25 protein-coding genes are annotated in these 24,858 nt (G+C 58.8%); 16 read left to right on the top strand and 9 right to left on the bottom strand.

Going from position 1 to position 24,858, the window contains the following annotated elements; translation table 11 throughout:
• Positions 1-123 precede the first annotated feature (123 nt).
• The 9 genes from ACN0TS_RS01865 (at position 124) to ACN0TS_RS01825 (ending at position 6,311) form a co-directional block, all read left to right on the top strand.
• Entirely contained in the window at positions 124-735 is a 612-nt protein-coding gene (locus tag ACN0TS_RS01865; RefSeq protein WP_417257614.1) for a holin-associated N-acetylmuramidase, read from the top strand.
• Complete coding sequence (locus tag ACN0TS_RS01860) at positions 726-1,280, top strand: holin family protein (protein WP_417257613.1); 555 nt, start codon at positions 726-728, stop codon at positions 1,278-1,280. The genes ACN0TS_RS01865 and ACN0TS_RS01860 overlap by 10 nt, the downstream gene beginning before the upstream one ends.
• Entirely contained in the window at positions 1,270-1,452 is a 183-nt protein-coding gene (locus ACN0TS_RS01855) for a hypothetical protein (protein WP_417243239.1), read from the top strand. Before ACN0TS_RS01860 ends, ACN0TS_RS01855 begins: the two co-directional genes overlap by 11 nt.
• A 3-nt stretch (positions 1,453-1,455) precedes the next feature.
• A complete protein-coding gene (locus ACN0TS_RS01850; protein ID WP_417257612.1) occupies positions 1,456-1,593 on the top strand; it encodes a hypothetical protein in 138 nt (45 codons plus the stop codon).
• The gene (locus ACN0TS_RS01845) at positions 1,590-2,012 is read left to right on the top strand and encodes a hypothetical protein (RefSeq protein WP_417257611.1); all 423 of its coding nucleotides are present in this window, start codon (positions 1,590-1,592) and stop codon (positions 2,010-2,012) included. Before ACN0TS_RS01850 ends, ACN0TS_RS01845 begins: the two co-directional genes overlap by 4 nt.
• 234 nt (positions 2,013-2,246) lie before the next feature.
• Complete coding sequence (locus ACN0TS_RS01840; RefSeq protein ID WP_417257610.1) at positions 2,247-4,229, top strand: heme lyase CcmF/NrfE family subunit; 1,983 nt, start codon at positions 2,247-2,249, stop codon at positions 4,227-4,229.
• Positions 4,226-4,678 (top strand): cytochrome c-type biogenesis protein CcmH, encoded by a 453-nt coding sequence (locus tag ACN0TS_RS01835; protein WP_417257609.1) that lies wholly within the window; start codon positions 4,226-4,228, stop codon positions 4,676-4,678. Before ACN0TS_RS01840 ends, ACN0TS_RS01835 begins: the two co-directional genes overlap by 4 nt.
• A 228-nt stretch (positions 4,679-4,906) precedes the next feature.
• Positions 4,907-5,446 carry a DUF2087 domain-containing protein gene (locus tag ACN0TS_RS01830; protein WP_417257608.1) on the top strand — a complete coding sequence of 180 codons (540 nt, stop codon included), beginning with the start codon at positions 4,907-4,909 and terminating at the stop codon, positions 5,444-5,446.
• 88 nt (positions 5,447-5,534) lie between these two features.
• Positions 5,535-6,311, top strand: coding sequence for an enoyl-CoA hydratase-related protein (locus ACN0TS_RS01825; RefSeq protein ID WP_417257607.1), 777 nt, complete (start codon positions 5,535-5,537; stop codon positions 6,309-6,311).
• A 7-nt stretch (positions 6,312-6,318) separates the two neighbouring features.
• Here the strand turns inward: ACN0TS_RS01825 and ACN0TS_RS01820 are convergent, their stop codons facing one another.
• Complete coding sequence (locus tag ACN0TS_RS01820; RefSeq protein WP_417257606.1) at positions 6,319-7,254, bottom strand: hypothetical protein; 936 nt, start codon at positions 7,252-7,254, stop codon at positions 6,319-6,321.
• A gap of 129 nt (positions 7,255-7,383) precedes the next feature.
• On the bottom strand, positions 7,384-8,679 hold the full coding sequence (gene gltA, locus ACN0TS_RS01815; RefSeq protein ID WP_417257605.1) for a citrate synthase: 1,296 nt from the start codon (positions 8,677-8,679) through the stop codon (positions 7,384-7,386).
• Between gltA and ACN0TS_RS01810 the strand changes: the two genes are divergently transcribed.
• Positions 8,666-8,848 carry a hypothetical protein gene (locus tag ACN0TS_RS01810; RefSeq protein WP_417257604.1) on the top strand — a complete coding sequence of 61 codons (183 nt, stop codon included), beginning with the start codon at positions 8,666-8,668 and terminating at the stop codon, positions 8,846-8,848. The two genes, gltA and ACN0TS_RS01810, sit on opposite strands and share 14 nt — an antisense overlap.
• Positions 8,849-9,002: 154 nt before the next feature.
• Here the strand turns inward: ACN0TS_RS01810 and gltX are convergent, their stop codons facing one another.
• Complete coding sequence (gene gltX / locus ACN0TS_RS01805; RefSeq protein ID WP_417257603.1) at positions 9,003-10,451, bottom strand: glutamate--tRNA ligase; 1,449 nt, start codon at positions 10,449-10,451, stop codon at positions 9,003-9,005.
• Positions 10,452-10,530: 79 nt separating this feature from the next.
• Between gltX and ACN0TS_RS01800 the strand changes: the two genes are divergently transcribed.
• Positions 10,531-12,720, top strand: a complete 2,190-nt coding sequence (locus ACN0TS_RS01800; protein WP_417257602.1) for a ComEC/Rec2 family competence protein — start codon at positions 10,531-10,533, stop codon at positions 12,718-12,720.
• On the opposite strand, the gene lexA is transcribed toward ACN0TS_RS01800, so the two are convergent.
• The 5 genes from lexA to ACN0TS_RS01775 all read right to left on the bottom strand — a co-directional run bounded on the left by lexA (position 12,717) and on the right by ACN0TS_RS01775 (position 17,294).
• Entirely contained in the window at positions 12,717-13,427 is a 711-nt protein-coding gene (gene lexA, locus ACN0TS_RS01795; protein ID WP_417257601.1) for a transcriptional repressor LexA, read from the bottom strand. The two genes, ACN0TS_RS01800 and lexA, sit on opposite strands and share 4 nt — an antisense overlap.
• Before the next feature lie 126 nt (positions 13,428-13,553).
• Entirely contained in the window at positions 13,554-14,726 is a 1,173-nt protein-coding gene (locus ACN0TS_RS01790; protein WP_417257600.1) for a molybdopterin molybdotransferase MoeA, read from the bottom strand.
• Positions 14,723-15,214 carry a cyclic pyranopterin monophosphate synthase MoaC gene (gene moaC / locus ACN0TS_RS01785; protein ID WP_417257599.1) on the bottom strand — a complete coding sequence of 164 codons (492 nt, stop codon included), beginning with the start codon at positions 15,212-15,214 and terminating at the stop codon, positions 14,723-14,725. The genes ACN0TS_RS01790 and moaC overlap by 4 nt, the downstream gene beginning before the upstream one ends.
• Before the next feature lies 1 nt (position 15,215).
• Positions 15,216-16,022 (bottom strand): indole-3-glycerol phosphate synthase TrpC, encoded by an 807-nt coding sequence (gene trpC, locus ACN0TS_RS01780; protein ID WP_417257598.1) that lies wholly within the window; start codon positions 16,020-16,022, stop codon positions 15,216-15,218.
• 75 nt (positions 16,023-16,097) lie between these two features.
• Complete coding sequence (locus tag ACN0TS_RS01775; RefSeq protein ID WP_417257597.1) at positions 16,098-17,294, bottom strand: cytochrome P450; 1,197 nt, start codon at positions 17,292-17,294, stop codon at positions 16,098-16,100.
• A 60-nt stretch (positions 17,295-17,354) separates the two neighbouring features.
• Between ACN0TS_RS01775 and ACN0TS_RS01770 the strand changes: the two genes are divergently transcribed.
• The 5 genes from ACN0TS_RS01770 (at position 17,355) to ACN0TS_RS01750 (ending at position 23,895) form a co-directional block, all read left to right on the top strand.
• Positions 17,355-19,160 (top strand): ATP-binding protein, encoded by a 1,806-nt coding sequence (locus ACN0TS_RS01770; protein WP_417257596.1) that lies wholly within the window; start codon positions 17,355-17,357, stop codon positions 19,158-19,160.
• Complete coding sequence (locus ACN0TS_RS01765) at positions 19,160-20,413, top strand: sigma-54-dependent transcriptional regulator (protein ID WP_417257595.1); 1,254 nt, start codon at positions 19,160-19,162, stop codon at positions 20,411-20,413. Before ACN0TS_RS01770 ends, ACN0TS_RS01765 begins: the two co-directional genes overlap by 1 nt.
• A 280-nt stretch (positions 20,414-20,693) precedes the next feature.
• Complete coding sequence (locus tag ACN0TS_RS01760) at positions 20,694-21,695, top strand: DctP family TRAP transporter solute-binding subunit (protein ID WP_417257594.1); 1,002 nt, start codon at positions 20,694-20,696, stop codon at positions 21,693-21,695.
• 116 nt (positions 21,696-21,811) lie between these two features.
• On the top strand, positions 21,812-22,501 hold the full coding sequence (locus ACN0TS_RS01755) for a TRAP transporter small permease (protein ID WP_417257593.1): 690 nt from the start codon (positions 21,812-21,814) through the stop codon (positions 22,499-22,501).
• Between the two features lie 5 nt (positions 22,502-22,506).
• Positions 22,507-23,895, top strand: a complete 1,389-nt coding sequence (locus tag ACN0TS_RS01750) for a TRAP transporter large permease (RefSeq protein ID WP_417257592.1) — start codon at positions 22,507-22,509, stop codon at positions 23,893-23,895.
• A 74-nt stretch (positions 23,896-23,969) separates the two neighbouring features.
• On the opposite strand, the gene trpD is transcribed toward ACN0TS_RS01750, so the two are convergent.
• A partial coding sequence (gene trpD / locus ACN0TS_RS01745) for an anthranilate phosphoribosyltransferase (protein ID WP_417257591.1) occupies positions 23,970-24,858 on the bottom strand: 889 nt, incomplete at its 5' end.

The following is a 24,858-nucleotide window of genomic DNA, read 5'->3' as shown; positions in this document are numbered from 1 at the left end:
CTTCCAAGGGCTTACGTAGCGACAATTAATGTATCTTAAGACGCCGCCGACCGCTGATGTTCGGCGGCGTTAACTATTTTCAGGCAGCCTTCTAGACCATCAAATAGGTGGGATTTGAGGCACATGAAAACAGTTCAACAAATCGCAGACGAGATCATTGCCCGTGAGGGTGGATACGTCAACGACCCCAGCGACCCCGGGGGCGCAACGAAATATGGTGTTACCATTGGCACGCTCAGGCGTCTGGGTGTTGATGTCGATGGGGACGGCAAGGTGAGCATCAGCGATGTGCGTCAGCTGAGCCGAGAGCAAGCCCGCGATATCTTTATCACGCATTATTTTCACGGGCCGCGCATCGACGAATTGCCGCCCGTATTACAGGCAAGCGTGTTCGATATGTATGTCAACGCAGGCTCCAATGCTGTGCGGGTGTTGCAGCGGCTCTTGGGTGACATGGGGATCAAGATCGCCGTGGATGGTGTGATCGGGCCGCAGACGATTGAGGCGGCACAGATTGCCCAATCACTCGCCCCGCATCATCTCGCGGATGCTTACGGGATCGCACGGCGTAATTACTATTACGCCTTGGCGGATCGTCGCCCGTCTTCGCGTAAATACGCCACACGACGGGATGGCGGCAAAGGGGGGTGGATTGTGCGTGCGGAAGCATTCATTTCTCCCCGTTATCACCTCACACAGGCCGAGCATGATGCACGGGTGGCGTCATGGGGGTAGTCGAAAAACTCTTGGGTCTGTTGTTCGGAGATGGGCGCAACGTCGTGCGCGAAACCGTCGAACTCTTCATGGAAAACAGTGAAAATGCAGGGGCACGCGATGCCGAGTACCGCAGTTCTGCGTTACAGCAATTCGCAAGTGAATTTGCCATTGAACGTAAGGGCAGGTTTGATCGGTTTATGGATGGGCTCAACCGCGTGCCGCGCCCGTTGATGGCTTTTGGCACCATCGGCCTGTGTGTGGCGGCGATGGTGGACCCTGTGTGGTTTGCCACACGGATGCAGGGCATTGCCCTCGTTCCTGAGCCGCTTTGGTGGTTGCTTGGCGCGATTGTCAGTTTCTATTTTGGCGCACGATTTCAATACAAAAGCCAGGACCTGCAACGCTCGATCGCGACGACAATGATGCAAGCCCCGATCGTGTCCGCCAATATCGCTGCCCTCAATGCCTTGGCGGCGGGGCAAAGCGGCCTGCCGCCTGTGTACGCGGCGCACGGACAGGACAATCCTGCGCTCTCTGCGTGGAGGGCTGCACATGATGAGTGATGCACTGATAAAGGCACTGGCCGAGAACGGGCCGTGGGCGCTGATGGTTTTCTACCTTCTTTACAGAGACTTGCAGAAAGATCAGGCGACCCGTTCCGTGCTTGATAAAAATACGCAGATCTTGGTCGAGATGACCACGATGATCCGCGAACGTCTTCCGCGAGAGAGGTGAGCCATGGCCCGTATCCTGTTCCGTCTTTGGCGGTGGTTGAAAGCAAAGTGGACCGAGCATGGCGTGCGCGCCGCCCTCAAACGAAACGCGCAGGCTGCCGATGCTCTGGATGCCGCCGTGAAGGAGATGTTGAAGCAATGAAACAAGTCGCAGCCCTTTTTGGCGCCATTCTTATGGCGGCCCTCGCAGGCGCCCACGGACTCGGGTTCGCCGCGATGATGCAAGTGGCCTATGGCGCCATATCCGTCATGGCGCTTTTAATTTCAGCCACGTTTTTCTGGCTCTGGCACGAGCGGGCCACGCCTCTTGCGCTTGGCATGTCTTTGTCTTGGGCGGGCACGGGGTTCACCATCGGGTGGTGGTGGCTCATGCGTGTGCTTGGCGATCCCGCATGGGGGATGGAAGCCGCAGCCCTGTTTGTGTTCCTGTCCTTGTTGATCTGCGGTGCAGTGCTGCATTTCGCTGTGATCCAAGGATCGTTCGGCCTGCGGGGCTTGGCGTTTGTCTGGCCCGTTCTCGGAGCGTTTGCGATGTCCCTTGGGGTGCTTCTCTTTTTGTAGAAGTCGTGGGTAGGGACAGCGGGGGAGGGGTCGCACGCGGCCCCTTTTCCGCATGTGTGCTCTGCGGATGATTGCGTCGCGTTTTGCCGTTATCGGCCGTTTGTGGGGGGCTGTGCGACACCAACGCGCACCCTGAGGCGCTATATCTCGATCATTTCTTTGCGACATGGCTCTGCTGCCCATTGGCCTGTGTCCTGCGAGAGGGTAAACCTTTGTCCAAAGGGAGATACGTATATGCTCGTTGAACTTGGACATTTTGCACTGATCTTGGCGTTTTTTGTGGCGATCGCCCAAACGGTTCTGCCGCTTTGGGGGGCACATACGGGACGCCGTGCCTTTATGGCAGTGGGTGAACCTGCCGCTGTGGTGCAATTGGTGCTGATTGCATTTTCCTTCGGCGCGTTGACCTATGCTTTTGTCACCTCCGATTTTTCGCTCAAACTTGTGGTCGAAAACTCGCATACGGCCAAGCCGATGCTATACAAAGTGTCGGGCGTTTGGGGCAACCACGAAGGGTCCATGTTGCTGTGGGTTTTGATCGTGGCATTATTTGGTGGTGCGGCGGCGCTGTTCGGGGCAAACCTGCCCGCAACGTTGCGGGCGCGGGTCTTGGGCGTGCAAGGGTCAATCGGCGTGGCGTTTCTTGCCTTTATCCTGTTTACCTCCAATCCGTTTTTGCGCCTGCAATTTCCACCAATGAACGGCAATGACCTCAACCCGTTGCTCCAAGATCCGGGTTTGGCGTTTCACCCGCCGTTCCTCTATTTGGGCTACGTAGGTCTTTCGATGACCTTCTCCTTTGCTGTTGCTGCGCTCCTTGAGGGGCGGGTGGATGCGGCGTGGGGCCGTTGGGTGCGTCCGTGGACCTTGGCCGCGTGGGTGTTCTTGACCATCGGCATCGGCCTTGGCTCTTGGTGGGCCTATTACGAGCTGGGTTGGGGCGGGTTCTGGTTCTGGGACCCCGTTGAGAACGCGTCCTTTATGCCGTGGCTCTTTGCTGCTGCGCTGTTGCATTCGGCAATGGTGGTCGAGAAGCGCGAAAGCCTTAAGGCGTGGACGATCCTTTTGGCGATCTTGGCCTTCGGGTTTTCCCTGATTGGCACCTTCCTTGTGCGCTCTGGCGTCATCACCTCGGTACATGCCTTTGCAAATGACCCCGAGCGCGGGATTTTCATTCTGCTCATTCTGGGCATCTTTATGGGCGGGTCTTTGACGCTCTTTTCCCTTCGGGCCTCGGCGATGACGGCCAAGGGGGTGTTCTCTATGGTGAGCCGTGAAACCGCACTTTTGACCAATAACATCTTGTTGGCCGTGGCGGCGTTTGTCGTGTTTATCGGCACCATTTGGCCGCTCGTGGCCGAAGCTTTCTGGGACCGCAAGCTCTCTGTTGGACCGCCGTTCTTTGACGCGGCCTTTACACCGTTCTTTACCGTTTTGGCGCTTATTTTGCCCGTTGGAGCGATGATGGCGTGGAAACGTGCGCGTCTTGGCGCGACGCTCAAGAAACTTATCCCGTCGATGATCCTCGCTCTCGCGATGTTTGGCCTGATCTGGTCAATCCAGACCCAAAAGACCTTGCTTGGTCCCATTGGCTTGGCGCTTGGCATGTGGCTCGTCGCGGGCGCGGTGCAAGATCTTTTGTCCAAAACGGGCCAGTCGCGCGACCTGTCGCGTCTGATGCGTTTGCCGCGTGCTGATTGGGGCCGCCTGTTGGCTCACGGCGGTCTAGGCGTCACCATTGCGGGCATCGCGGGTCTGACCGCTTGGTCGGTCGAGGACATTCGCGTCGTCAATATTGGCGAGACTTTTGACGTGTCGGGCTACACGATCTCATTGGATCAAGTGGAGCGCAAACAAGGGCCGAACTATATCACCACAATGGCCACCATGTCGGTGTTTGAAGAGTCCAAAAAGGTTGCAACATTGCATCCCGAAAAGCGCTCCTATCCTGTGCAGCAAATGCCCACCACCGAGGCGGGGATAGACAACGGGTTTTGGCGCGATGTCTATTTGGTGATCGGTGATGTGCAGGCCAACGGCGGATGGGCCGTGCGCACCTATATCAAGCCACTGGCCAACTGGATTTGGGGCGGCACGATCATCATGGCATTGGGTGGCGTGTTGAGCCTTACCGACCGTCGTTACCGCGTGGCCGCAGGGGCGCGGCGCCGTAAAAAGGCTGCGTCCTCCGCTGCTGTGGGAGTGCCTGCAGAATGAAACATCTTGTTCTCATCTTCACCCTGTTGATGACGGCGGTGCCTGCGCTGGCCGTTCAGCCCGACGAAGTCCTTCCCGATGCGGCGATGGAAGCGCGTGCGCGTGAGATTTCCAAGGGCCTGCGCTGCCTTGTCTGTCGCAATGAAAACATCGACGAGAGTAACGCCGATCTGGCGAGAGACCTGCGTTTGTTGGTGCGTGAGCGCCTTGTCGAGGGCGATAGCAATGAGCAGGTGATCGACTATGTCGTGGACCGTTACGGCGAGTTCGTCTTGCTCAAGCCAACCCTGACGGGGGCGAACAAGCTACTGTGGGTTGCGGGTCCATTGATGCTTTTGGCGGCGCTGTTTGTCGGCATAAACTTCGTGCGCCGTCGCCAAAACGAGAGCGACGTGGCGGAGCTGACCCCTGAGGAACAGGCTCGCGTTGAAGCGATTATGAAAGACTGACCGCTGCTGCGGTTACGGATTGGAATTGCCCGCCGCTTGCCATGCATCGGCGGGCAAACTATGTCTGGGACATCGGTCCGCAGTTCACCGAGTCGCTGCCGTCCCTCAAACGGGGATACGCTGAACCTGCTTTTGAACGTTCCAATCCGGTTTTCCGCGCGTCTTTGAGCGTGGGCCAAGGGCAGCTCCCCGCACGACCAACAAGACGCGATCAACGGAGATGAACCGATGACCCGCGAACCTATTTCGCTCACCCTTCCTGATGTGTCTGCCTTTGCGCGGGCTCTCAAATCCGATCTCGGGCCCGATGCCCCGCCGCATCAAACCCTCCTGAACGCCATTGCGCGAGCAGGGGGCTACCGCAACTTTCAACACTTGCATGCCATCCACGGTCCGGCGACCCCCGTTGAGACGCCAGAAGGCCGCGCTGTGTCCCGTGCCTTGGCGCGGTTCGATGACGCGGGGGTGATGACCTCGTGGTCGACCAAGCGCAAGGTGCGTCAGCATTGTCTTTGGGCGCTCTGGGCACAGGTGCCTGCGCGCACGGTGTTCACGGAACGTCAAATCTCGGACTTGTTCGACGAGATGACAACCTTTCGCGATCCCGCGCAAATTCGTCGCTCCTTGATCGAGGATGGATTGCTTACACGCACCCTAGACGGGTCCGAGTATACTCGCGTCGAGGTCACGCCCGACGCTACCGCACGTGAGGTGATCCGCGCCGTGGGAAAAAGGCGGGCTTTGGCAAAACAGACAACGGCGCAATAAAAACGTGCCGTGACGGGGCGTTCCCCTTCCCTCAGCCGCGTGGATGCCTATCTTGTGAGGAACCCGTGACCGAGGGAAGGGACCACCAATGCACTATGAGACCATTAAATTCGCCGTTCGCGACGGGGTTGCCGTTCTGACATTGAACCGCCCCGATGTGCGCAATGCGCTCAACACGCAGATGCGTGCGGAAATCACCCACGCGGTGCGTGATGCGCCTAAATCAGCCCGTGTTTTGGTCATTACAGGATCAGGTGGATCCTTCTGCTCAGGGCAGGATCTGGGGGATGGTGTCAATGCGGGCACCGCTGATCTGGAGCGCACTTTGCGTGACGAATATGAGCCGATGATGTTCGCAATCCACGATTGCCCCATCCCGACCATCGCCGCCGTTGGTGGGGCTGCTGCTGGCGCGGGCGCATCACTGGCTCTGGCCTGTGATGTGACGATTGCCACCGAGAGCGCCGTGTTCCTTCAGGCGTTTTCGCGCATTGGCCTGATCCCTGACGCGGGTGGCACCTATTTCCTGCCCCGTCAGGTCGGTCTGGCGCGGGCTATGGGCTCGACATTGTTTGCCGACGAAATCCCCGCCGATAAAGCAGCGCAATGGGGCATGATATACGAGAGTGTCGAGGACGAATTGTTCGAGGGCCATTGGATGGCGCGGGCAAAGTATCTTGCCGCGGGGCCAACCGTGGCCTACCGCCACCTGAAAGAGGCGATGCACGCCTCTTACGACAACACGCTCAAGCAGCAGATGGGTCTTGAGGCCAAGTTGCAAAATGCCTGCGGCCAGACGCGCGATTTCAAAGAGGGTGTGATTTCCTTCCTCGAAAAACGCAAACCCGTCTACGAAGGCCGCTAAGCGCCCCTTACTCTTTGACGTTTTTCGCTTTTGCCCCGGCTTTTCGTCCCGGGGCGAGGCGGGAGATGGCCCGAGCCAATGCCGCCTCGGTAGGGGCATAGAGGGGCGTTTCGCGCTCTTCGGGCATCGTGTCGTCAAAGCGCACACCATAGCGGTCCGCAAGTGCGGCGTTGCTCTCACGGCACTGGTCTAAAATCTGTGCCCGCAGGGTGCTGCCAAGAGCGGTTTTGAGCGTGTCGGCGCGGAAGGCTTTGACCACTTTTACCTTATTGTATTTAACGTCTTGGCGATTGAGCAAGGCCAAGAGAGCGGCGCAGTTCATGGACGGGCTTACGTTTGCGCGGGCTTCATTTTCGACGGCAATCTCGATGCCAAGAGTGTCGAGAAAATTCTGCACAAGTGCGAATTTCTCTGCATCATAGGACAGTGCGCGGACCGTGCCGACCTTGCTCCACGGGTCAAGCATCGCGACATAGTCGAGTTGATTTCTGATCTCTCGTGCGGTTGCGAATTTGCGGATGCTGCGCGTTTCGCGCCGCCCTTCGCCACAATATTGGTTCCACAGGCTTTCTACAAAGTAATCTTGGCGGCGCAGATAACAAATCACAGTGGTCTCGAAGGGAGCGGCGAACTCGGCCAGTCGCGCAATCGCCTTTGCGCCACATTCCGATAGAACCTCATCACTGAGCAAAAGTGTATCTAGGCCCGACGCGTCAAAATCCGCCAAAATTACCTCGCGTTCGGCGGCCCATTTGCGTGGGCTGCGGCGCACGGCATAGCTAAGACTGGAGTGACGTGGTGCCTCCGCCCGCGGTGGACGTGTGGAGTCGGCCCAGTGGATGCCCCTTGCGGACAGTTGGTCTCGATGGGCAAAGAGTGTGTGTTGAAGGGAGGTGGACCCTGTTTTGGGGGTGCCGATGTGCAAAATCAATTTGCGTGCCATGACTCTCGCCGTTTCTGTGACCACTTAAGGGGCGTGCGGATAAATGCCTGACGTATTGTCTGACACAGATCGCAACAAAAAACCCGCCCAAAACGGGCGGGTTTGTAATTTCTTTGTCGGACGGCTGATTTAGCGGTCTTCGACGTTGGTGTAGGTGCGCAGAGCCTCGCCTGTGTAAAGCTGACGAGGACGACCGATTTTCATTGCAGGATCTTCGATCATCTCTTTCCACTGCGAAATCCAACCGATGGTGCGCGAGAGTGCGAAGATCGGTGTGAACATCGAGGTTGGGAAGCCCATGGCCTCCAAGATGATGCCGGAATAGAAATCGACGTTCGGGAAGAGTTTCTTCTCCGCGAAATACGGATCGGCCAAGGCGGCTTTTTCCAACTCTTTCGCAACCTGAAGCGTCGGGTTGTTTTCAACGCCGAGCAGATCGAGAACCTCATCTGCCGATTGCTTCATCACTTTGGCGCGGGGGTCAAAGTTTTTGTAAACGCGGTGACCAAAGCCCATGAGGCGGAACGGATCGTTCTTGTCCTTCGCGCGGGCGATGTATTCGGGGATACGATCCACGGTGCCGATTTCGCGCAGCATTTCGAGACAGGCTTGGTTCGCACCACCGTGCGCAGGGCCCCAGAGACAAGCGATACCAGCCGCGATGCAGGCAAACGGGTTCGCACCAGAGGAGGACGCGAGACGCACAGTCGAGGTGGAAGCGTTCTGCTCGTGGTCGGCGTGGAGCGTGAAGATACGGTCCATCGCGCGGCTCAGGATCGGGTTCACCTCGTAATCCTCGGCGGGCACCGAGAAACACATGCGCAGGAAGTTCGACGCGTAGTCGAGGTCATTGCGTGGGTAAACCATAGGCTGACCAATGGTGTATTTATACGCAGCGGCCGCAATTGTTGGCATTTTCGCGATCAGGCGAATGGTGGCCACTTCGCGCTGGTAGGGGTCCGAAATGTCCGTGGAGTCGTGGTAGAATGCGGACATCGCACCCACAACAGCAACCATGATGGCCATCGGGTGCGCGTCACGACGGAAACCGGAGAAGAACTTGTGCATCTGCTCGTGGATCATCGTGTGATTGGTCACGAGGCTTTCGAATTCTTCCATCTGCGCGGCTGTTGGCAGCTCACCGTAGAGCAGCAGGTAGCACACTTCGAGGTAATGGGATTTTTCGGCCAACTCGCCAATGGTGTAGCCACGGTGCAATAGAATGCCTTCGCCGCCATCGATGTAGGTAATGGCGCTATCGCAAGAGGCGGTCGAGGTGAACCCCGGATCGTAAGTGAATACTCCTGCATCGGCGTAGAGCTTGCGGATGTCGATCACGTCGGGCCCTTCGGTCGGAGAGTAGACGGGAAGCTCAAAAGAGTTGCCATCAATCGTCAGGGTCGCTGTCTTCTTGGTATCTGCCATCGTCATTCCTTCGGTTGGCAACGGCGCTCCCGCAGGGGCCGTTGGTGGTATGGCGGACGTCGAGGCTTGCGGAACATATCCGCGTGCATCAGACGCCGTTTGGGGCATCAAAGCGCAGGGCGCTTTCGGTAAATCCGTGGTGTCCCGTGTCGCCTTCGAGAGGGATTAAGGGGCCGCGGTTGCCAGAGCGTTAACCGCTTTGGCGTAAACTTTAATGACCTTTGTCAACTGCGCTGTGTCAGACCTAAAAAGGTCGCGCATGTATGGGAGAGACAGGTCCGTTAACCAAGAATCACACCCGAGTGGATGTGAAAGAGATTATATTACGCGCTCGGGCATTTGGCGGTAAATTCCGCGATACGGGCGAGGCTCTCCTCCCGCCCCAAAACGAGCATCATGTCGAGGACGCTTGGTGTCACGGCACGTCCTGCAAGGGCTGGGCGCAGGGGACCGGCAACCTTCCCAAAGCCGATCTCACGTGCCTCACAGACCGCATTGATCGCGCCTTCGAGCGCCTCGCGGTTCCAGCTACCACTTTGCAGGTGCGGCGTCAATTCTTTCAGTATACCGTTGGATACATCGGTGAGTTGTTTTTGCGCTTTTTCGTCAAGCTCAAGTGGCCGTTGAACAAGGGCAAAATGTGCTTTTTCAAGGAGTTGCGGATAGGTCTTTGATGATCCCTTGACCGAGGGCAAAGCTGCCGCCAATTGCCTTTTTTGATCTGACGTGAGGTCAGGGAATTTTGCGGCTGCGAGATAGCCGTCGACTTCGCTCAAAATCTCGTCATCATCCATGACGGAGATGTGCTGACCACAGATGTTTTCAAGCTTCTTGGTGTCAAAACGTGCGGGCGATTTGTTGACGCCGCTCAGGTCAAACCACTCTTGTGCCTGCGCGTCGGAAAAGAATTCGTCATCGCCGTGGCTCCATCCCAGACGCGCGAGATAGTTGCGCATCCCCGCCGAGGGGTAGCCCATGGCCTGATATTCCTTCACACCCGTTGCGCCGTGGCGCTTGGACATCTTCTTGCCATCGGGGCCGAAGATCAGCGGGATGTGCGCATAGACGGGCAGGGGCCAGCCCATAGCCTCGTAGATGGTCATCTGCCGCGCTGCATTGTTCAAATGGTCGTCTCCACGGATCACATGGGTCACGCCCATGTCGTGATCGTCGACCACGACAGCAAGCATATATGTGGGTGTGCCATCGGATCGTAACACGATCATGTCATCAAGCTGATCGTTTCGGATGGTCACATCGCCCTGCACCTCGTCGCGGATCACCGTTACCCCCTCACGCGGAGCTTTTACCCGCACCACATAGGGCGCGTCGGGATGGGTTGCGGGATCGGCGTCGCGCCACGGCGAGCGGTATAGCGTGCTTTCGCCTTTGGCGCGCGCCTCTTCGCGGAAGGCTTCAATCTCCTCTTGGGTGGCAAAGCATTTATAGGCTGCACCCGAGGCGAGCATGGCTTCCGCCACTTCCACATGACGCGCGGCGCGTTCAAACTGGCTCACGGCCTCCCCGTCATAGTTGAGGCCAAGCCACGCCATACCGTCGAGAATCCCCTGTGTCGCTTCAGGTGTTGAGCGCGCGCGATCGGTGTCCTCGATGCGCAACAGGAATTTGCCTCCACGGCCACGGGCATAGAGCCAGTTGAACAGGGCAGTGCGGGCAGTGCCGATGTGCATGTCGCCCGTGGGGGACGGAGCAATGCGGGTCACGACGGGTGTTGCGCCAGATGTCGGATCGGGGCGGGAGGCTGCGCTCATAGGAATAACCCTTTTGTAACCAAGTTTTTGGAGATTGATGTCGCAGCAGATTTACGCGACCGCGAAAGGGGACACAAGGGTGGGCCCAAGGTTAGAACTCTGGCAAGACGATCAGGACGGGTGGGCGAGGCGCACCGCGTTGCGCAGTGGTGCGTGGTGTCGAGCGAGCGTCGGGGCGCTACGTGTCTCGCTGGATGCGCAACGAGGCACGTTGTTTGTCTGGTCGCCCGTGTTGGTCAGCCTCGGCATGGGTGTCTATTTCGGCCTACCTGTTGAGCCGCGCCCGCTGTATTATGCTGGTGCATTCGGAGGCGCAGTTTCTTTGTTGCTGTCTGGGCGGGCTTTTGGGGCTGATCGTGCGGTGATTCCGTTTGCACTGTGTCTTGTCTTGGTGGGGTTTATCGCGGCGGGAGCGCGGGCCAACCTAATGGCCGCGCCCGTTTTGGAGTTTCGCTATTACGGTCCGGTTGAGGGCCGTGTGGTGGCAATTGATCGCTCTGCTTCAGGGGCCGCGCGTTTGACCTTGGATCATGTGGAGTTGCATGGATTGCCGCCGCCGGATGTGCCTGCCCGTGTGCGCATCTCGCTGCACGGTCCTATGATATTTCCTCCAGAACCCGGGCAATGGATTGGTCTGACCGCCAATTTGTCACCACCTGCGGCTCCCGCGGAGCCGAGAGGTTTTGATTTTCAACGCATGGCGTGGTTCGACCGTCTCGGTGCCGTGGGCTATTCCCGTGCGCCTGTGATCCGTTTCGCCGCAACGGACGACGGCGTGGGGCTATTTCTGCATCGTCTGCGTCAATCGCTTGCCCGCGACATTCGCCGCACCATCAGCGGACAAGAAGGCGCGTTTGCAGCGGCGATCCTGACAGGCGACAGATCGGCGATAACGCCAGAGACCGAAGAGGCGTTGCGCGGGGCCAACCTGTCGCATCTTTTGGCTATTTCGGGTCTGCACATGGGATTGTTAACAGGGGCTGTGTTCGGGGCTATCCGACTGATTTTTCTGATTGGTTTTCGTGAACGCGCTGCGGTTTCAAGCAAAAAAATCGCCGCCGTGTTTGCGCTCTGTGTCGGGGCCTTCTACCTCGCTTTGTCGGGTTGGAATGTCGCAACCGAGCGGGCCTATATCATGGTGTCTGTGATGTACGTGGCGGTGCTGTTGGATCGCCGTGCAATATCCCTGCGAGCGGTGGCGCTTGCCGCACTTATTATTCTGATCCTGCGCCCTGAAGTCCTTCCCGAACCCGGGTTTCAGATGTCTTTTGCAGCCACGACATCGCTTGTGGCGGCGTTTGAAGCGTTGCGGCGGGTGCCGCAGTTGCCACATCTGCCCAAGCCCGTACGGATCGTTTTGGCGGTGGTGGTGTCGTCTTTTGTGGCAGGCATGGCCACCGCGCCCGTGGCAGCGGCGCATTTCAACCGCATTGCGGATTACGGTCTGATTGCCAATGTCCTGTCCGTCCCCCTCATGGGGCTGATCATCATGCCGATGGCCGTGTTTGCGGCCGTGCTCGCTCCTTTTGGGGCACAGGGAATCGCATTGTCCGTTATGGCTCCGGCGATCTCGTGGATTTTGGGCGTGGCAGAGACCGTCTCGGGATGGGAGGGGGCCGTGACCCATGTGCCGACACCGCCAAGCGGGGTTCTGGCGCTGTTGGCTCTGGGCGGGGTGTTCGTGGTTGTGTGGCGGGGGCCTGTGCGTGTGATCGGGTTGGCTCCGATTTGTGTGGCCTTCGCGCTTTGGATCGGGGTTGTGCGGCCTGTGTTGCTTGTCTCTGAAGATGGCGGCTTGGTCGGATATATGACCCCGCAAGGTCGGGTATTGAACAAGCCCAAAGGCGCGGGGTTCGCCGCCCGCACATGGTTGGAAAACGATGGAGACGGCGCGGATCAGGCGGAGGCCGCCGCCCGCGATGTTCCCGCACTCCGTGTTGGTCCGCTGCGTGTCGCGCATATCACAGGACGCGGGTGGCAAGAGCGTGTGAAGGTAGCTTGCGCCACGCATGACATCGTAATTGTTAATCAAAAGGTGGAATTAAACGCGGTTCACGCCTGCGAGATGTTCGATTTGTCCATGTTGAAGACATCAGGTGCATTGGCCTTTCATCTTGCAGACGGGCAAGTTGTGCTTGAAACAACGCGAGATGCGGTGGGGCGGCGGTTGTGGAATAGTCCTGCTCCTGCACGGGGGGCCGCCAAAGAAAAGGCCGCGCCAAGCGGCACGGCCAAAGAGAATGTCATTCTCGCTGAGGCGCGGGATTAGTAGCTGCGGATCAGACCGACAAGTTTGCCCTGAACCTCGACCTGACCTGCGGGCAGGACACGGGTTTCATAGGCGGCGTTTGCAGCTTCCAACGCGACGCGGTCGCCCATCTTGCGATAGGTCTTCAGCGTGGTTTCATAGCCCTCGACCATTGCCACGACGATGTCGCCATCTTTGACGGCAGAGGTTTCCTGAATCACCACGATGTCGCCGGAGTTGATTCCTGCGTCGATCATCGAATCCCCTTTGACTTCCAAGGCGTAGTGCTTGCCATGTCCCGAGAGCATCATTGAGGGTACGGAGACGCCTGTGTCATTGTCTTCCACAGCCTCAATGGGCACACCTGCGGCAATCTTGCCCATGATGGGCAGGGTGACAGCGGCCGCTTCGACATCCATCGCGGAAGCGGGGGGCGGGCTATTGGGGCGGTCGCCCTCAATCACGCGCGGGGTGAAACCCGCAGCGGTGGGGGCGGTTGGTGTGCCGCCTAAGGCTTCGGGCAGTTTTACGATTTCGATGGCCCGCGCCCGATGGGCAAGGCGGCGGATAAATCCACGCTCCTCAAGGGCCGTGATCAGGCGGTGAATGCCCGACTTCGAGCGCAGATCAAGCGCCTCTTTCATCTCGTCAAACGACGGTGGGACGCCCTCTTTGCGCATCCGCGTGTCGATGAACTCCAAGAGTTGCATTTGTTTCTTTGTCAGCATCTGCTCGCTCCCGTTTGGTGCGCAATGAAGGCTCTCACTTGGCCTGTGTTCTGACTATGTTCTACTCATGTTCTTTAATTGTGTCAACAATCCCTTGGCCATACCCGAATGCACCGTCGAAGAATGTTAGAGCGCGATATACTCGACGGTCTCGCCATGGGCGGCGGCGGGCGCATCGGGGGCGCGGACCAGCAGGGCGTTGGCGGTTGAGAGGATCGACATGAGCGAGCTGTCTTGGCGCTCGAACGGGGTGATCCCGTCATCCGTCAGGCGCGCGCGCATATAGTGCTCGCGAGGGCCATTGGCGCTTACATCGGTCAAGAGCGTCGTCTTGCGGCGCGGCACAGGTGCGGCGGGCAGGCCCATGAGCGCGTGTAGCGCAGGGATCAAAAAGAGCTGTGCGGTGATCATGGACGACACAGGGTTTCCAGGCAACCCGATCATCAGCGCATCATTCAGACGCCCCGCCATCAACGGCTTGCCCGGGCGCATCGCCACTTTGTAAAAGGCGCGGGCAAGGCCGAGATCGGCGGCCACTTTGCCGACGATGTCATGGTCTCCCACAGACGCGCCGCCAATGGTCACAATCACATCGGCGCCCTGTGCAAGCTCAAAGGACTGGCGCAAGGCGCTTTCGGTGTCGCGGGCAATGGGGAGCATCCGCGCGATACCGCCCGCCGCCTCGATCATGGCAGCAAGGCCGAAGCTGTTGGAGGCGATGATCTGCGAGGGGTTTGGTGTCTCGCCGGGCATCACCAGTTCGTCGCCCGTTGCGATCAGCGCCACGGTGGGTTTGCGGGCCACCTCCACCTCGGCCACGTTCATTGCGGCCAAGAGCGTGACGTCTTGAGCGGTCAGGCGGTGCGGGGCGTCAACGCTGTCGCCTGATTTGAAATCGCCGCCCAAGGGTCTGATATTTCGGCTGTCTGCGGAAGGGACATTTTGCGTGATCGTGTCGCCTGTGCGGGTCACGTCCTCTTGGATGATCACGCGGTCGGTGTCGGCGGGCACGGGGGCACCCGTGAAAATGCGCACGGCTTGGCCTTTGCCGATAGGTCCGTCAAAGGCATGTCCTGCGGCGGCCTCTCCGATCACGGAGAACTGCGCTCCTTGGCCCGCGTCCGCATCGCGCACGGCGTAGCCATCCATAGCGGAGGAGGCAAAGGGCGGTTGGTCGCGCCGTGCGGTGGCTGGAACGGCCAAAACACGACCCGCAGCATGGCGCAACTTGACCGTTTCCGTGCCAATCGGGGCGCAAAGGGCGAAGACTTCGCCAAGGGCATCGGTGACAGAAATCATGTGTTGGCCTCCGTGGTGGCCTCGAACAGACCCGATTTTCCGCCTTCTTTGCGCAGTAGACGCACGGAGGTGATCTCCATGCCTTTCTCGGCGGCTTTGAGCATGTCGTAGACGGTGAGCGCTGCAGTGGTGGCGGCGGTGAGCGCCTCCATCTCGACACCGGTTTGGCCTGAGGTTTTCACGGTGGCCTGAATACGCACCCCCGGAAGGGCCTCGTCAGCCACGAGATCAAGCGCCACTTTGGTGATCGGCAGGGGATGACACAGCGGGATCAGATCGGAGGTCTTTTTCGCCCCCATGATCCCCGCTAGTCGCGCCACGCCAAGCACGTCGCCCTTTTTGGCGGTGCCTTGGGTGATGTGTTCGAGGGTCTCCGACGTCATCTTGATCGCGGCTTCCGCGGTGGCGGAACGGTCGGTGACGGGTTTATCGGACACATCGACCATATGCGCATGTCCACCCGCATCGAAATGGGTCAAATCGGCCATGTTACAAAGACCCTCCTGCGGGATTTGCGAGCAACCTGCGCGTGGCGGCTTCGACGTCGTCTTGGCGCATCAGGCTTTCACCGATGAGGAAGCACCGCGCGCCGTAGCTTGCCATGTCGGCCAGATCGGCGGGGGTGGACAGCCCGCTTTCGCAGACAAGTGTGCGGTCCTCGGTGGCCAAGCGCGACAGTTGGCGAGTGGTGTCGAGTGTGGTTTCAAAAGTCTTGAGGTTGCGGTTGTTGATTCCCAAGAGCGGCGATTTCAAGATTGAGGCGCGTTCCAACTCTTCGGCGTTATGCACCTCGACCAGAACGTCCATGCCGAGGGCAAAAGCGGCGTCTTCAAGTTCGGCCGCCTGAGTGTCTTCGACACTCGCCATGATGATCAAGATGGCATCCGCGCCCCATGCGCGCGCCTCGGTCACTTGGTAGGTGTCATACATGAAATCCTTGCGCAACACCGGTAGCTCCACGGCGGCGCGGGCTTGGATCAGGAATTCGGGGGCCCCTTGGAACGAGGGGGTATCTGTCAAAACCGACAGGCAGGCCGCTCCGCCGTTTTCATAGGCGCGGGCCAATTCGGGCGGGTTGAAATCGGCGCGGATGAGACCTTTGGAGGGGGAGGCCTTTTTGACTTCCGCGATCAGCCCGTAGCCTGTTTTGGCTGCGGATTGCAGTGCTGCGGCGAACCCGCGTGGGGTGCCATGTGCTGCGGCCTGATCTTCGAGAGCGGCCAGCGGGACAGCCTGCTTGGCGGCGGCCACTTCTTCGAGTTTGTAGGCTTTGATTTTATCCAGAACTGTTGTCATGGCAGTTGATCCCTCTGCTGTCGCACTGGCGAAAGGGTCCGCGCGCGCACATTGTCGTCTTTGGCGCTAAAATACTCACTTTTCAGTCAGCCGCACGTGCAAATTGCTCAACCCGTGGAAATGCCATGTATTTGCATAACTTGGAGCCTCGCTCAGTTGCAAGTCGGGGTAGCGGGCGAAGAGGCGCGGCAGCGCCACGCGCATCTCCAGACGGGCCAGAGGTGCGCCGACGCAGAAATGGATACCTGCGCCAAAGGCCATGTTTTGTTTGATTTTCCGTGCAGGTTCAAAACAATCGGGATCGTCCCATGCGTCAGGGTCGCGGTTCGCTGCCCCGAGCAACAAGCCGATTTTGTCCCCGCGTTTGAAAGTGTGGCCCATAAAGTCCATGTCTTCATAAACCCAGCGGTCAAAGAAATGCAGTGGCGAGTCGTAGCGCAGCACTTCCTCTATCGTTGCGTCAATGCGCTCCTCGGCCAAGGCATCGGATGGCGTTTGGTGTTCGAGTAGCGTTTTGACCGCAATGCCAAGGCTATGCACCGTCGCCTCATGGCCCGCGTTGAGCAGCAGGATACAGGTGGTGATCAATTCATCGGTAGACAGCTTTTCACCGTCTTCCTCGGCAGCAATCAGATGGGTGATGAGATCGTCGCGCGGCGTGGTGCGACGGGCCTCGACATAGGAGCGCATAAAGGCGGAGAAGTCTTTGGCAGCGGCTTCGGCAGCTGCCTCGACCTCGGGGGTACGTAGCGGGGTGTAAACCGCAACCATTGCATTTGACCACGCGAGCAACTGGCTGCTCATATCCTCAGGTACGCCCAAAAGCCGCGAAATGACCCGCACGGGCAGTGGTTGGCAAAACGACTGAAGCAGATCGGTTTGCGGCGCGGTGTCTGTCATTTTGTCAAATAGGTCGTCACAAATTTCCTCGATGTCGGGCACGAGGTCTTTGATCCGGCGTGAGGTGAAGGCCCGCAAGACAAGGCCGCGCAAACGGCGGTGGCGTTGGCCCTCAAGCTCCAGCATCGAATGGGCATCAATGTCGTAGAATGTGCGCAGGCCTTCGGGGATGGGGCGCGCGAAACCTTCGGGGGCTTCACGGCCAAAGCGTTTGTCGCGCAGCGCCATCGACACGCCATCATAGCTCGTCACCACGGGCACGCCCAATTCCTCCCAATAGGCCAAGGGGCCACCGTCGCGCATCTCGGAATAGAGCGCATAGGGATTTTGGACGAAGGCGGGATCTTTGGGGCTTTGCGAGAATCTTTTCATGAGGGGACGCTGCCGCTTACCGCTTTGCTTTGCAAGCCGTTCTTTCTAGACTGGGGCCAAATGACCGATGTCCGAGCCACGCCCCGTTCAACCGCCATAAAACCGCCCGCGCCGCGTCGCGTCGGGCTGGCTCTGGCGTTCGTCGTGGCGGCGGCGCTGTTCGGGGCGGCGGTCTACGGCTTTGCCTACCGCACGGAACTGGATCAGGCAGCGGCGCGGGGGCGGTCGGATTTGGCCCTTGCCTCGGACCGATTGACCACAGGATTGCAGCGCTACCGCGAAGTGGCGGTATTTCTGGCCGATCACCCTACCACGTTGACCACGATATTGGAGGGCGGCAATGCGCGTTCTCTGGTTGAGGCCGCCGATGCGCTTCTGATCGATATTGCGGATAAGACAGGGGCGCATTCGATCTCCATCGTGTCACAAAAGGGATTTATCCTCGCCGATACGGGGGACGCCGTGCGGATGCCCGCAGGGGTGCAGGTGGCGTTTGAACGGGCGTTGCATGGCGCGTTGGGCGTGGCCCATTTCGTCGACGAGGCTCAGCGGCGGCGTTTTGTTATCGCGGCCCCTGTGTTCTATCCAGGGGGCGCGTCACGTGGCGCGGTTTTGGTCAGCGTTGATGTCGGACTGCTGGAGTGGTCATGGCCCACAGACCCGTCAGCGATCTATTTCACCGACGAGGCAGGGGTGGCCTTTGTCGCCAACCGTGGCGAGTTGGTCCTGCGCCAAGGCCGTGGCGGGGACGACAGCGATTTCCCGATTACCAAGACACGCACCATCGGAGCTTACGAGGTGTTCGAGTTGGATGCGGGGCCATATATCCCCGATCATGCGTTGCACCTGACGCAAGAGCTTCCCGTGATCAGATTGACGGGGGAGTTGTTGATGGACCTTGCGCCCGTGCGCGCGTTGGCGCGGCTACAGGCGGGGTTCGCGGTGGCGCTGTTTTTGACCTTCGGGGCCTTTGCATGGGTGGCGATGGAGCGCAGACGGACCTTGGCTGAGGCCAATTCGCGCCTTGAGGCCCGTGTGGCGAAGCGGACGCAGGCTTTGGAGGCGGCCAACCGTGATTTGAAACGCGAAGTAGCCGAGCGCGAAGAGGCCGAGGCGCGGCTCAAACGCGCGCAGGCCGATCTGGTGCAGGCGGGCAAGCTGTCGGCGCTGGGGGAGATGTCGGCGGGGATCAGTCACGAATTGAACCAACCGCTCATGGCCATTCGCTCCTTTGCCGAGAACGCACAGGCATTTTTAGAGCGCGGCCGCACCGATAAGGCAGGCGAAAACCTTGGGCGCATTTCGGAACTGGCGCGGCGCATGGGGCGGATCATCAAGAACCTGCGGGCCTTTGCGCGTCAGGAAAGCGAAGCCATCACAGACGTTGATTTGAACGGTGTGGTTGATGCGGCGTTGGAAATGATGCAGGCGAAAATTTCCAAATCAAGCGTGCAGACCGATTGGGTCGCGGGACCGCCCGCCATTGTGCGCGGGGGGGAGGTGCGTTTGCAGCAGGTGGTGATGAACCTCGTGTCCAATGCGGTGGACGCGATGGAGACGATGGACGAGGACGCGCCCAAGTGGCTGACGATCCGTATCGAGACGACTGCCGATATCGTGCGCCTGACGGTGAGTGACACAGGGCCGGGCATCACCGAGCCCGAGAAAATGTTTGATCCGTTTTACACCACCAAAGAGGTCGGCGCGGCGCAGGGGATGGGGCTTGGCCTGTCTATTTCTTACGGGTTGATCCAATCCTTTGACGGTCAGATCAAAGGGGCCAACCGACCTGAAGAACAGGGCGGCGGGGCGACGTTCACAATCGAATTGGCCCGCGCAGGCCACAATCAGGAGGCGGCACAATAATGTCGAATATGGGCACACGCGGTGCAGCCGTGGAACGGGTTTTGATGGTTGATGATGACCTCAGCGTGCGCGAAGCCTTGGGTCAGACCTTGGAGCTTGCCGATCTCGTGCCGACCCTCGCGGGTAGCTATATCGAGGCCAAAGACCACATCAGTCGTGATTTCGCAGGAGTGGTTGTCACTGACATTCGGATGCCGGGCAAGGACGGGTTCCAACTGTTGGAGTTTGCGCACAGTGTCGACCCTGAATTGCCGGTGATCCTGCTCACGGGGGAGGGCGATATTCCCATGGCGGTCAAAGGGATTTCGTCGGGCGCCTTTGATTTCCTCGAAAAGCCCTGTGCGCCCAAAGAGTTTTTGGCCGTAGTGGAAAAGGCCATTCGCACCCGTGCGCTCGTCCTCGAAAACCGTCGCCTCAAACGTCAGGTCGCCCAAGGGGATGCCGCGGCGCGTATGTTGCGCGGCACCTCCGAGATGTCGCGCAAGATGCGTGACGAGGCCCGCGCGGTGTCGCGCTCGGCGGCGGATGTTCTGATCACAGGGGAGCCGGGTGTCGGGACGGCGAAAATGGCCGAAGTGGTGCATCTTTTGTCGGCGGGTAGCCTCGCGCCGTTTCTCAAATTTTCTGCCGCCTCGCAGACGGGGGACAGTCTTTCTGCGGCCTTTGTCGAGGCCAAGGACGGCTCTATTTTTCTCGACGAGATTGCGGCTCTCTCGTCATCGGCACAGTTCACCCTGCTTGATCTGTTAGAGCGTCACGATCGCCCTCGTCTGATTGCGGGAACCTATGCCGATCTGGGACAACTGGCGAAAGAGGGGGCGTTTTCGCCTGACCTGTTTTACCGTCTCGACGCGGCGGTGATCCGCATTCCTCCGCTGCGCGAACGGCGCGAAGATATTCCTGTGCTGTTTCGTCACTACGTTGATATCGCCTGCGAACAGGCGGGCTTGCCCAGTCCGCAGATCACTCCCGAAGTGATCTCGCGTCTGATGGCGCAGGACTGGCCGGGCAATTCGCGCTCGCTGATGAATGCGGCAATGCGGTTTGTCATGGGGCTATCGGACGGGGAGGCGCAAGAGGAAGAGTTGGGACTGGCCGAACAATTGGCGCAGGTCGAGCGCTCGCTGTTGATTTCCGCTCTGCAACGCCACAACGGCAACGCCACGGAGGCAGCCAAGGGGCTGAAGCTGCCGCGCAAGACCTTTTACGACAAACTCGCGCGGCACGGCGTCAAGGCGGAGTTGTATCGGTAGCCTTTCCACGACTCACATCCGAGTGTGCGAAAATTCGCACAGTTGTCGCTAACAGGTGTGCGGATCATCGCACATGATGCGAATGCAGCATGGCGGCTATGCGTTGTGGTTCTTTCTAATAAGCTGAAAATAATGACAAAATGATTACTGCTCACAATTTCTTCACGATCTCTTGTGCGGATTGTGTCCCTGATGTTGTCTCCCCTTGAGTGTGCCGTGACCCGCGATGGGCGACGCGCACCGACTTGTAATATTCGGGATCATGTCAGGGAGGACACCCATGAAATTGCTCGCAACCGCCGCTACGGCGCTCGCTCTTACTGTCACCGCACAAGCTGGCTTTGCCGCCTGTGATGACGGCGAAATGGTTATCAAGTTCAGCCACGTGACCAACACCGACAAACACCCCAAAGGCATCGCCGCGAACCTGTTCATGGAACGCGTGAACGCCGAGATGGACGGTAAAGCCTGTGTTGAGGTCTACCCCAACTCTACGCTTTATAACGATGACCAAGTTCTCGAAGCCATGTTGCAAGGCGACGTGCAGATGGCGGCTCCGTCGCTGTCCAAGTTCGAGACCTTCACCAAAGTTTACCGCATCTTCGATCTGCCTTTCATGTTCAAAAACATGGCCGCAGTTGAGGAATTCCAGCAATCCGAAGCCGGTCAGAACATGAAAGAAGTCATGGTGCGCCGTGGTCTCTTGGGTCTTGGGTTCTGGCACAACGGTCTCAAGCAGTTCTCCGCGAACAAGCCTCTGCTGTTGCCCGAAGATGCCGCAGGTCTGAAATTCCGCGTTCAGCCTTCCGACGTTCTCGTGGCCCAGATGGAAGCCCTCGACGCATCGCCACAGCCAATGGCCTTCTCCGAGGTTTACGGTGCGCTGCAAACGGGTGTTGTCGACGGTCAGGAAAACACATGGTCCAACATCTACGGCCAGAAGTTCTTTGAAGTTCAAGACGGTACAACAGAAACGAACCACGGTTTGCTCGACTACATGGTCGTGACGTCCGTTGACTGGTGGGAAGGTCTTGATGCGGATATCCGCGATCAACTCGCCACCATCATGAGCGAAGTCACCGCCGAGCGGAACGCTGCGATTGCCGAAGTTGACGCGCAGAACCGTCAGGCTGTGCTTGATGCAGGTGGCGTGATCCGTGAGTTGACCGACGAGCAGCGTCAGGCTTGGGTCGATGTGATGAAACCCGTTTGGGAGCAGTTCGAAGGTGACGTTGGTGCCGAGAACATCGCAGCGGCCCAAGAGATCAACGCCAAGCACTAAGCACCCGCGATTGATGTAAACACGTCGGCCCCGCCCAATCGGTGCGGGGCCGTTTGTCAACCACCGCTCGACGCGACCGTAGGGGCGCAGGGCGGGATAAGAGGGACGGGGGACGAATGACACAGGATCAAGACAACTTATCCAAGTCACCGCTCGCGCGGTTTTTCGATGGGCTGGAGGAGAACGTCATCGCGTTCATCCTCGGGGCTATGACATTGATTACGTTTGTCAATGTTGTGATGCGATACGTGTATAACACCTCCCTGATCTGGGGGCTTGAGGTCGTTTTGATCCTGTTCGCATGGCTTGTCCTTTTGGGCATTTCCTACGGGTTCAAAAAGACCACCCACCTCGGCGTGGATGCTGTCACCAATATGTTGCCTGCGCGGGGAAAGCGGATCGCCGCACTTCTGTCTGCTGCAGCCTGCATCATCTACGCGGCGCTCTTGCTCAAAGGTGCATGGGATTACTGGGCACCCTTTGCCGCCCTTCAGCCGACCGAGGGACGCTGGTTCCCCACAGGCTTTACCGAGGGGGTGCGGGATCGTGCCTTTTACACCACGGACCAGGTGCCCATGCTCGGAATGTTCCGTTGGCTGGAGGATGCCATCAATTATGGCGACAGCTATGACAAGTTGCCTCGCGTCATCCCCTATTTCATTTTGCCGTTTGGTTGCGGGATGATTTTGCTGCGTGTTGTTCAGGCAACCGTGCGGATCATCGCAGGTAAACAGGATAGCCTGATCGTCTCTCATGAGGCCGAAGAGGAAGTCGAGCGCGTTGCGCACGGCGAATACGAGGAATAATCCCCATGGAAGTCGTCATTCTCTTTTTGTTCGTGATCGGTCTCTTGCTGATCGGTGTGCCGATTGCCGTCTCGCTCGGCCTGTCGTCCATGATCTTTTTGTTGGCCTTCTCCGACACCTCTCTCGCCTCGGTGGCGCAGTCGCTCTATCAGGCGATGGCGGGCCACTACACGCTCTTGGCCATTCCGTTCTTCATCCTTGCCTCGTCATTTATGTCGACGGGCGGGGTGGCGACACGCATTGTGCGCTTCTCCATTGCCTGTGTCGGCCACTTTCACGGCGGCTTGGCGATTGCGGGTGTATTTGCCTGCATGATCTTTGCCGCTCTGTCTGGCTCATCGCCCGCCACGGTGGTGGCGATTGGTTCCATCGTGATCGCTGCGATGACCAAGGTCGGCTATTCCAAAGACTTCGCCGCAGGGGTGATATGTAACGCAGGCACCTTGGGCATTCTGATCCCGCCTTCCATCGTGATGGTGGTTTACGCCTCGGCCACGGATGTCTCTGTGGGCCGTATGTTCCTCGCTGGTGTGATCCCCGGTATCTTGGCGGGCACGATGCTGATGATCGCCATCTACGTCATCGCACGGGTCAAGAACCTTCCCAAAGGCGAATGGGCAGGGTGGGGCGAGATTTGGGCCTCGTTCAAGGATGCCTTCTGGGGGCTCATGTTGATCGTGATTATCATGGTCGGGATCTACGGTATTCCCGGTCTGACTGGCGCGATCTTTACCCCGACCGAAGCGGCCGCCGTGGCCTCTGTCTATGCCTTCCTCGTGGCCTCGTTCGTCTACCGTGACATGGGGCCGCTCAAGGGCGTAAAGGGCGGGCCGATGGCGGTTTTCAAATGCTTTGCGATCTTCCATGCGCTTGTCCACAAAGACACACGCCAGACCCTGTTTGATGCGGGTAAGCTGACAGTGATGTTGATGTTCATCATTGCCAACGCCTTGATCCTCAAACATGTTTTGACCGATGAGCAAATCCCGCAACAAATCGCCAATGCGATGCTCTCGGCGGGCTTCGGCAAGATCATGTTCCTCGTGATGGTCAACGTGATCCTGCTCATCGGCGGGCAGTTTATGGAGCCTTCAGGCCTCATTGTGATTGTCGCTCCTCTGGTCTTCCCCATTGCCATCGAGCTTGGCGTGGACCCGATCCACCTTGGCATCATCATGGTGGTGAACATGGAGATTGGCATGATCACACCGCCTGTGGGTCTCAACCTGTTCGTGACCTCAGGCGTCGCGGGAATGCCGATGATGTCCGTGGTGCGGGCGGCGCTGCCGTTCCTTGCGATCCTGTTCGTCTTCCTGATCCTGATCACCTACGTGCCGATCATTTCGACCTTCCTCCCCACCACATTGATGGGGCCGGAGATTATAACCAATTAGTGAGTAGTGAGTGTTTCATAGTGAAAGGGGCCTCCCATGTGGGGGCCCCTTTTTTGATTGCCGAGAAGAGATCATTAGCCTTGGGTGGTTGCCCGCGCCAGTCCTTCGAGCTTTTCGAGCGCCTTGCCGGAGGCGATGCTCTCGGTCGCGATTTCGACACCGTCCCTGAGGTCTGCCGCCTTGTCGGCTACCACCAGCGCGGCAGCGGCATTCATCAGTACAGCGTCGCGGTAAGCCCCTGTCTCTCCTTTGAGCAGGTTGCGCATGGCTTTGCCGTTTTCCTCCGGAGTTCCGCCCAGAATGTCGCGCAGCGGATGCACGGGCAGGCCCGCGTCCTCGGGGTGGATTTCCAACGAGCGGATGTCGTCATTTTCCAAAGCCGCAACAGACGTCGGGCCAGTGATCGACACTTCGTCGATGCCTTCATGACCGTAGACCAGCCATGCTTTTTCGGAGCCAAGCATTTGCAGCACTTCGGCCATGGGCCAGATCAGGTCGGGGGCGAAGGCGCCTGTCAGTTGGCGTTTGACGCCTGCGGGGTTGGTGAGCGGGCCAAGAATGTTGAAGATGGTTTTGCACCCCAACTCGACCCGCACAGGGCCGACATATTTCATCGCGGGGTGGTGCATGGGGGCCATCATGAAACCGATGCCGATTTCGTTGATTGCTTTTTCGACCACATCCTTGCCGACCATCACATCAATGCCGTTGACCGACATGGCGTCGGCGGAACCGGATTTCGAGCTGAGGTTGCGGTTGCCGTGTTTGGCCACGGGGATGCCTGCGCCCGCAACGACAAAGGCCGTGGCGGTGGAGATGTTGAGCGTGCCCAGACCGTCGCCCCCTGTGCCCACGATGTCCATTGCATTGTCTGGGGCGGAGACGGGCACGCATTTGTCGCGCATGACCTTGGCGGCGGCGGCATATTCCGACACGGCTTCACCGCGTGCACGCAGCGCCATC

Origin of the sequence: Celeribacter sp. (assembly GCF_048266405.1) — a bacterium.
GTDB lineage: Bacteria > Pseudomonadota > Alphaproteobacteria > Rhodobacterales > Rhodobacteraceae > Celeribacter.
This window is presented reverse-complemented; position numbering and strand designations above follow the sequence as displayed.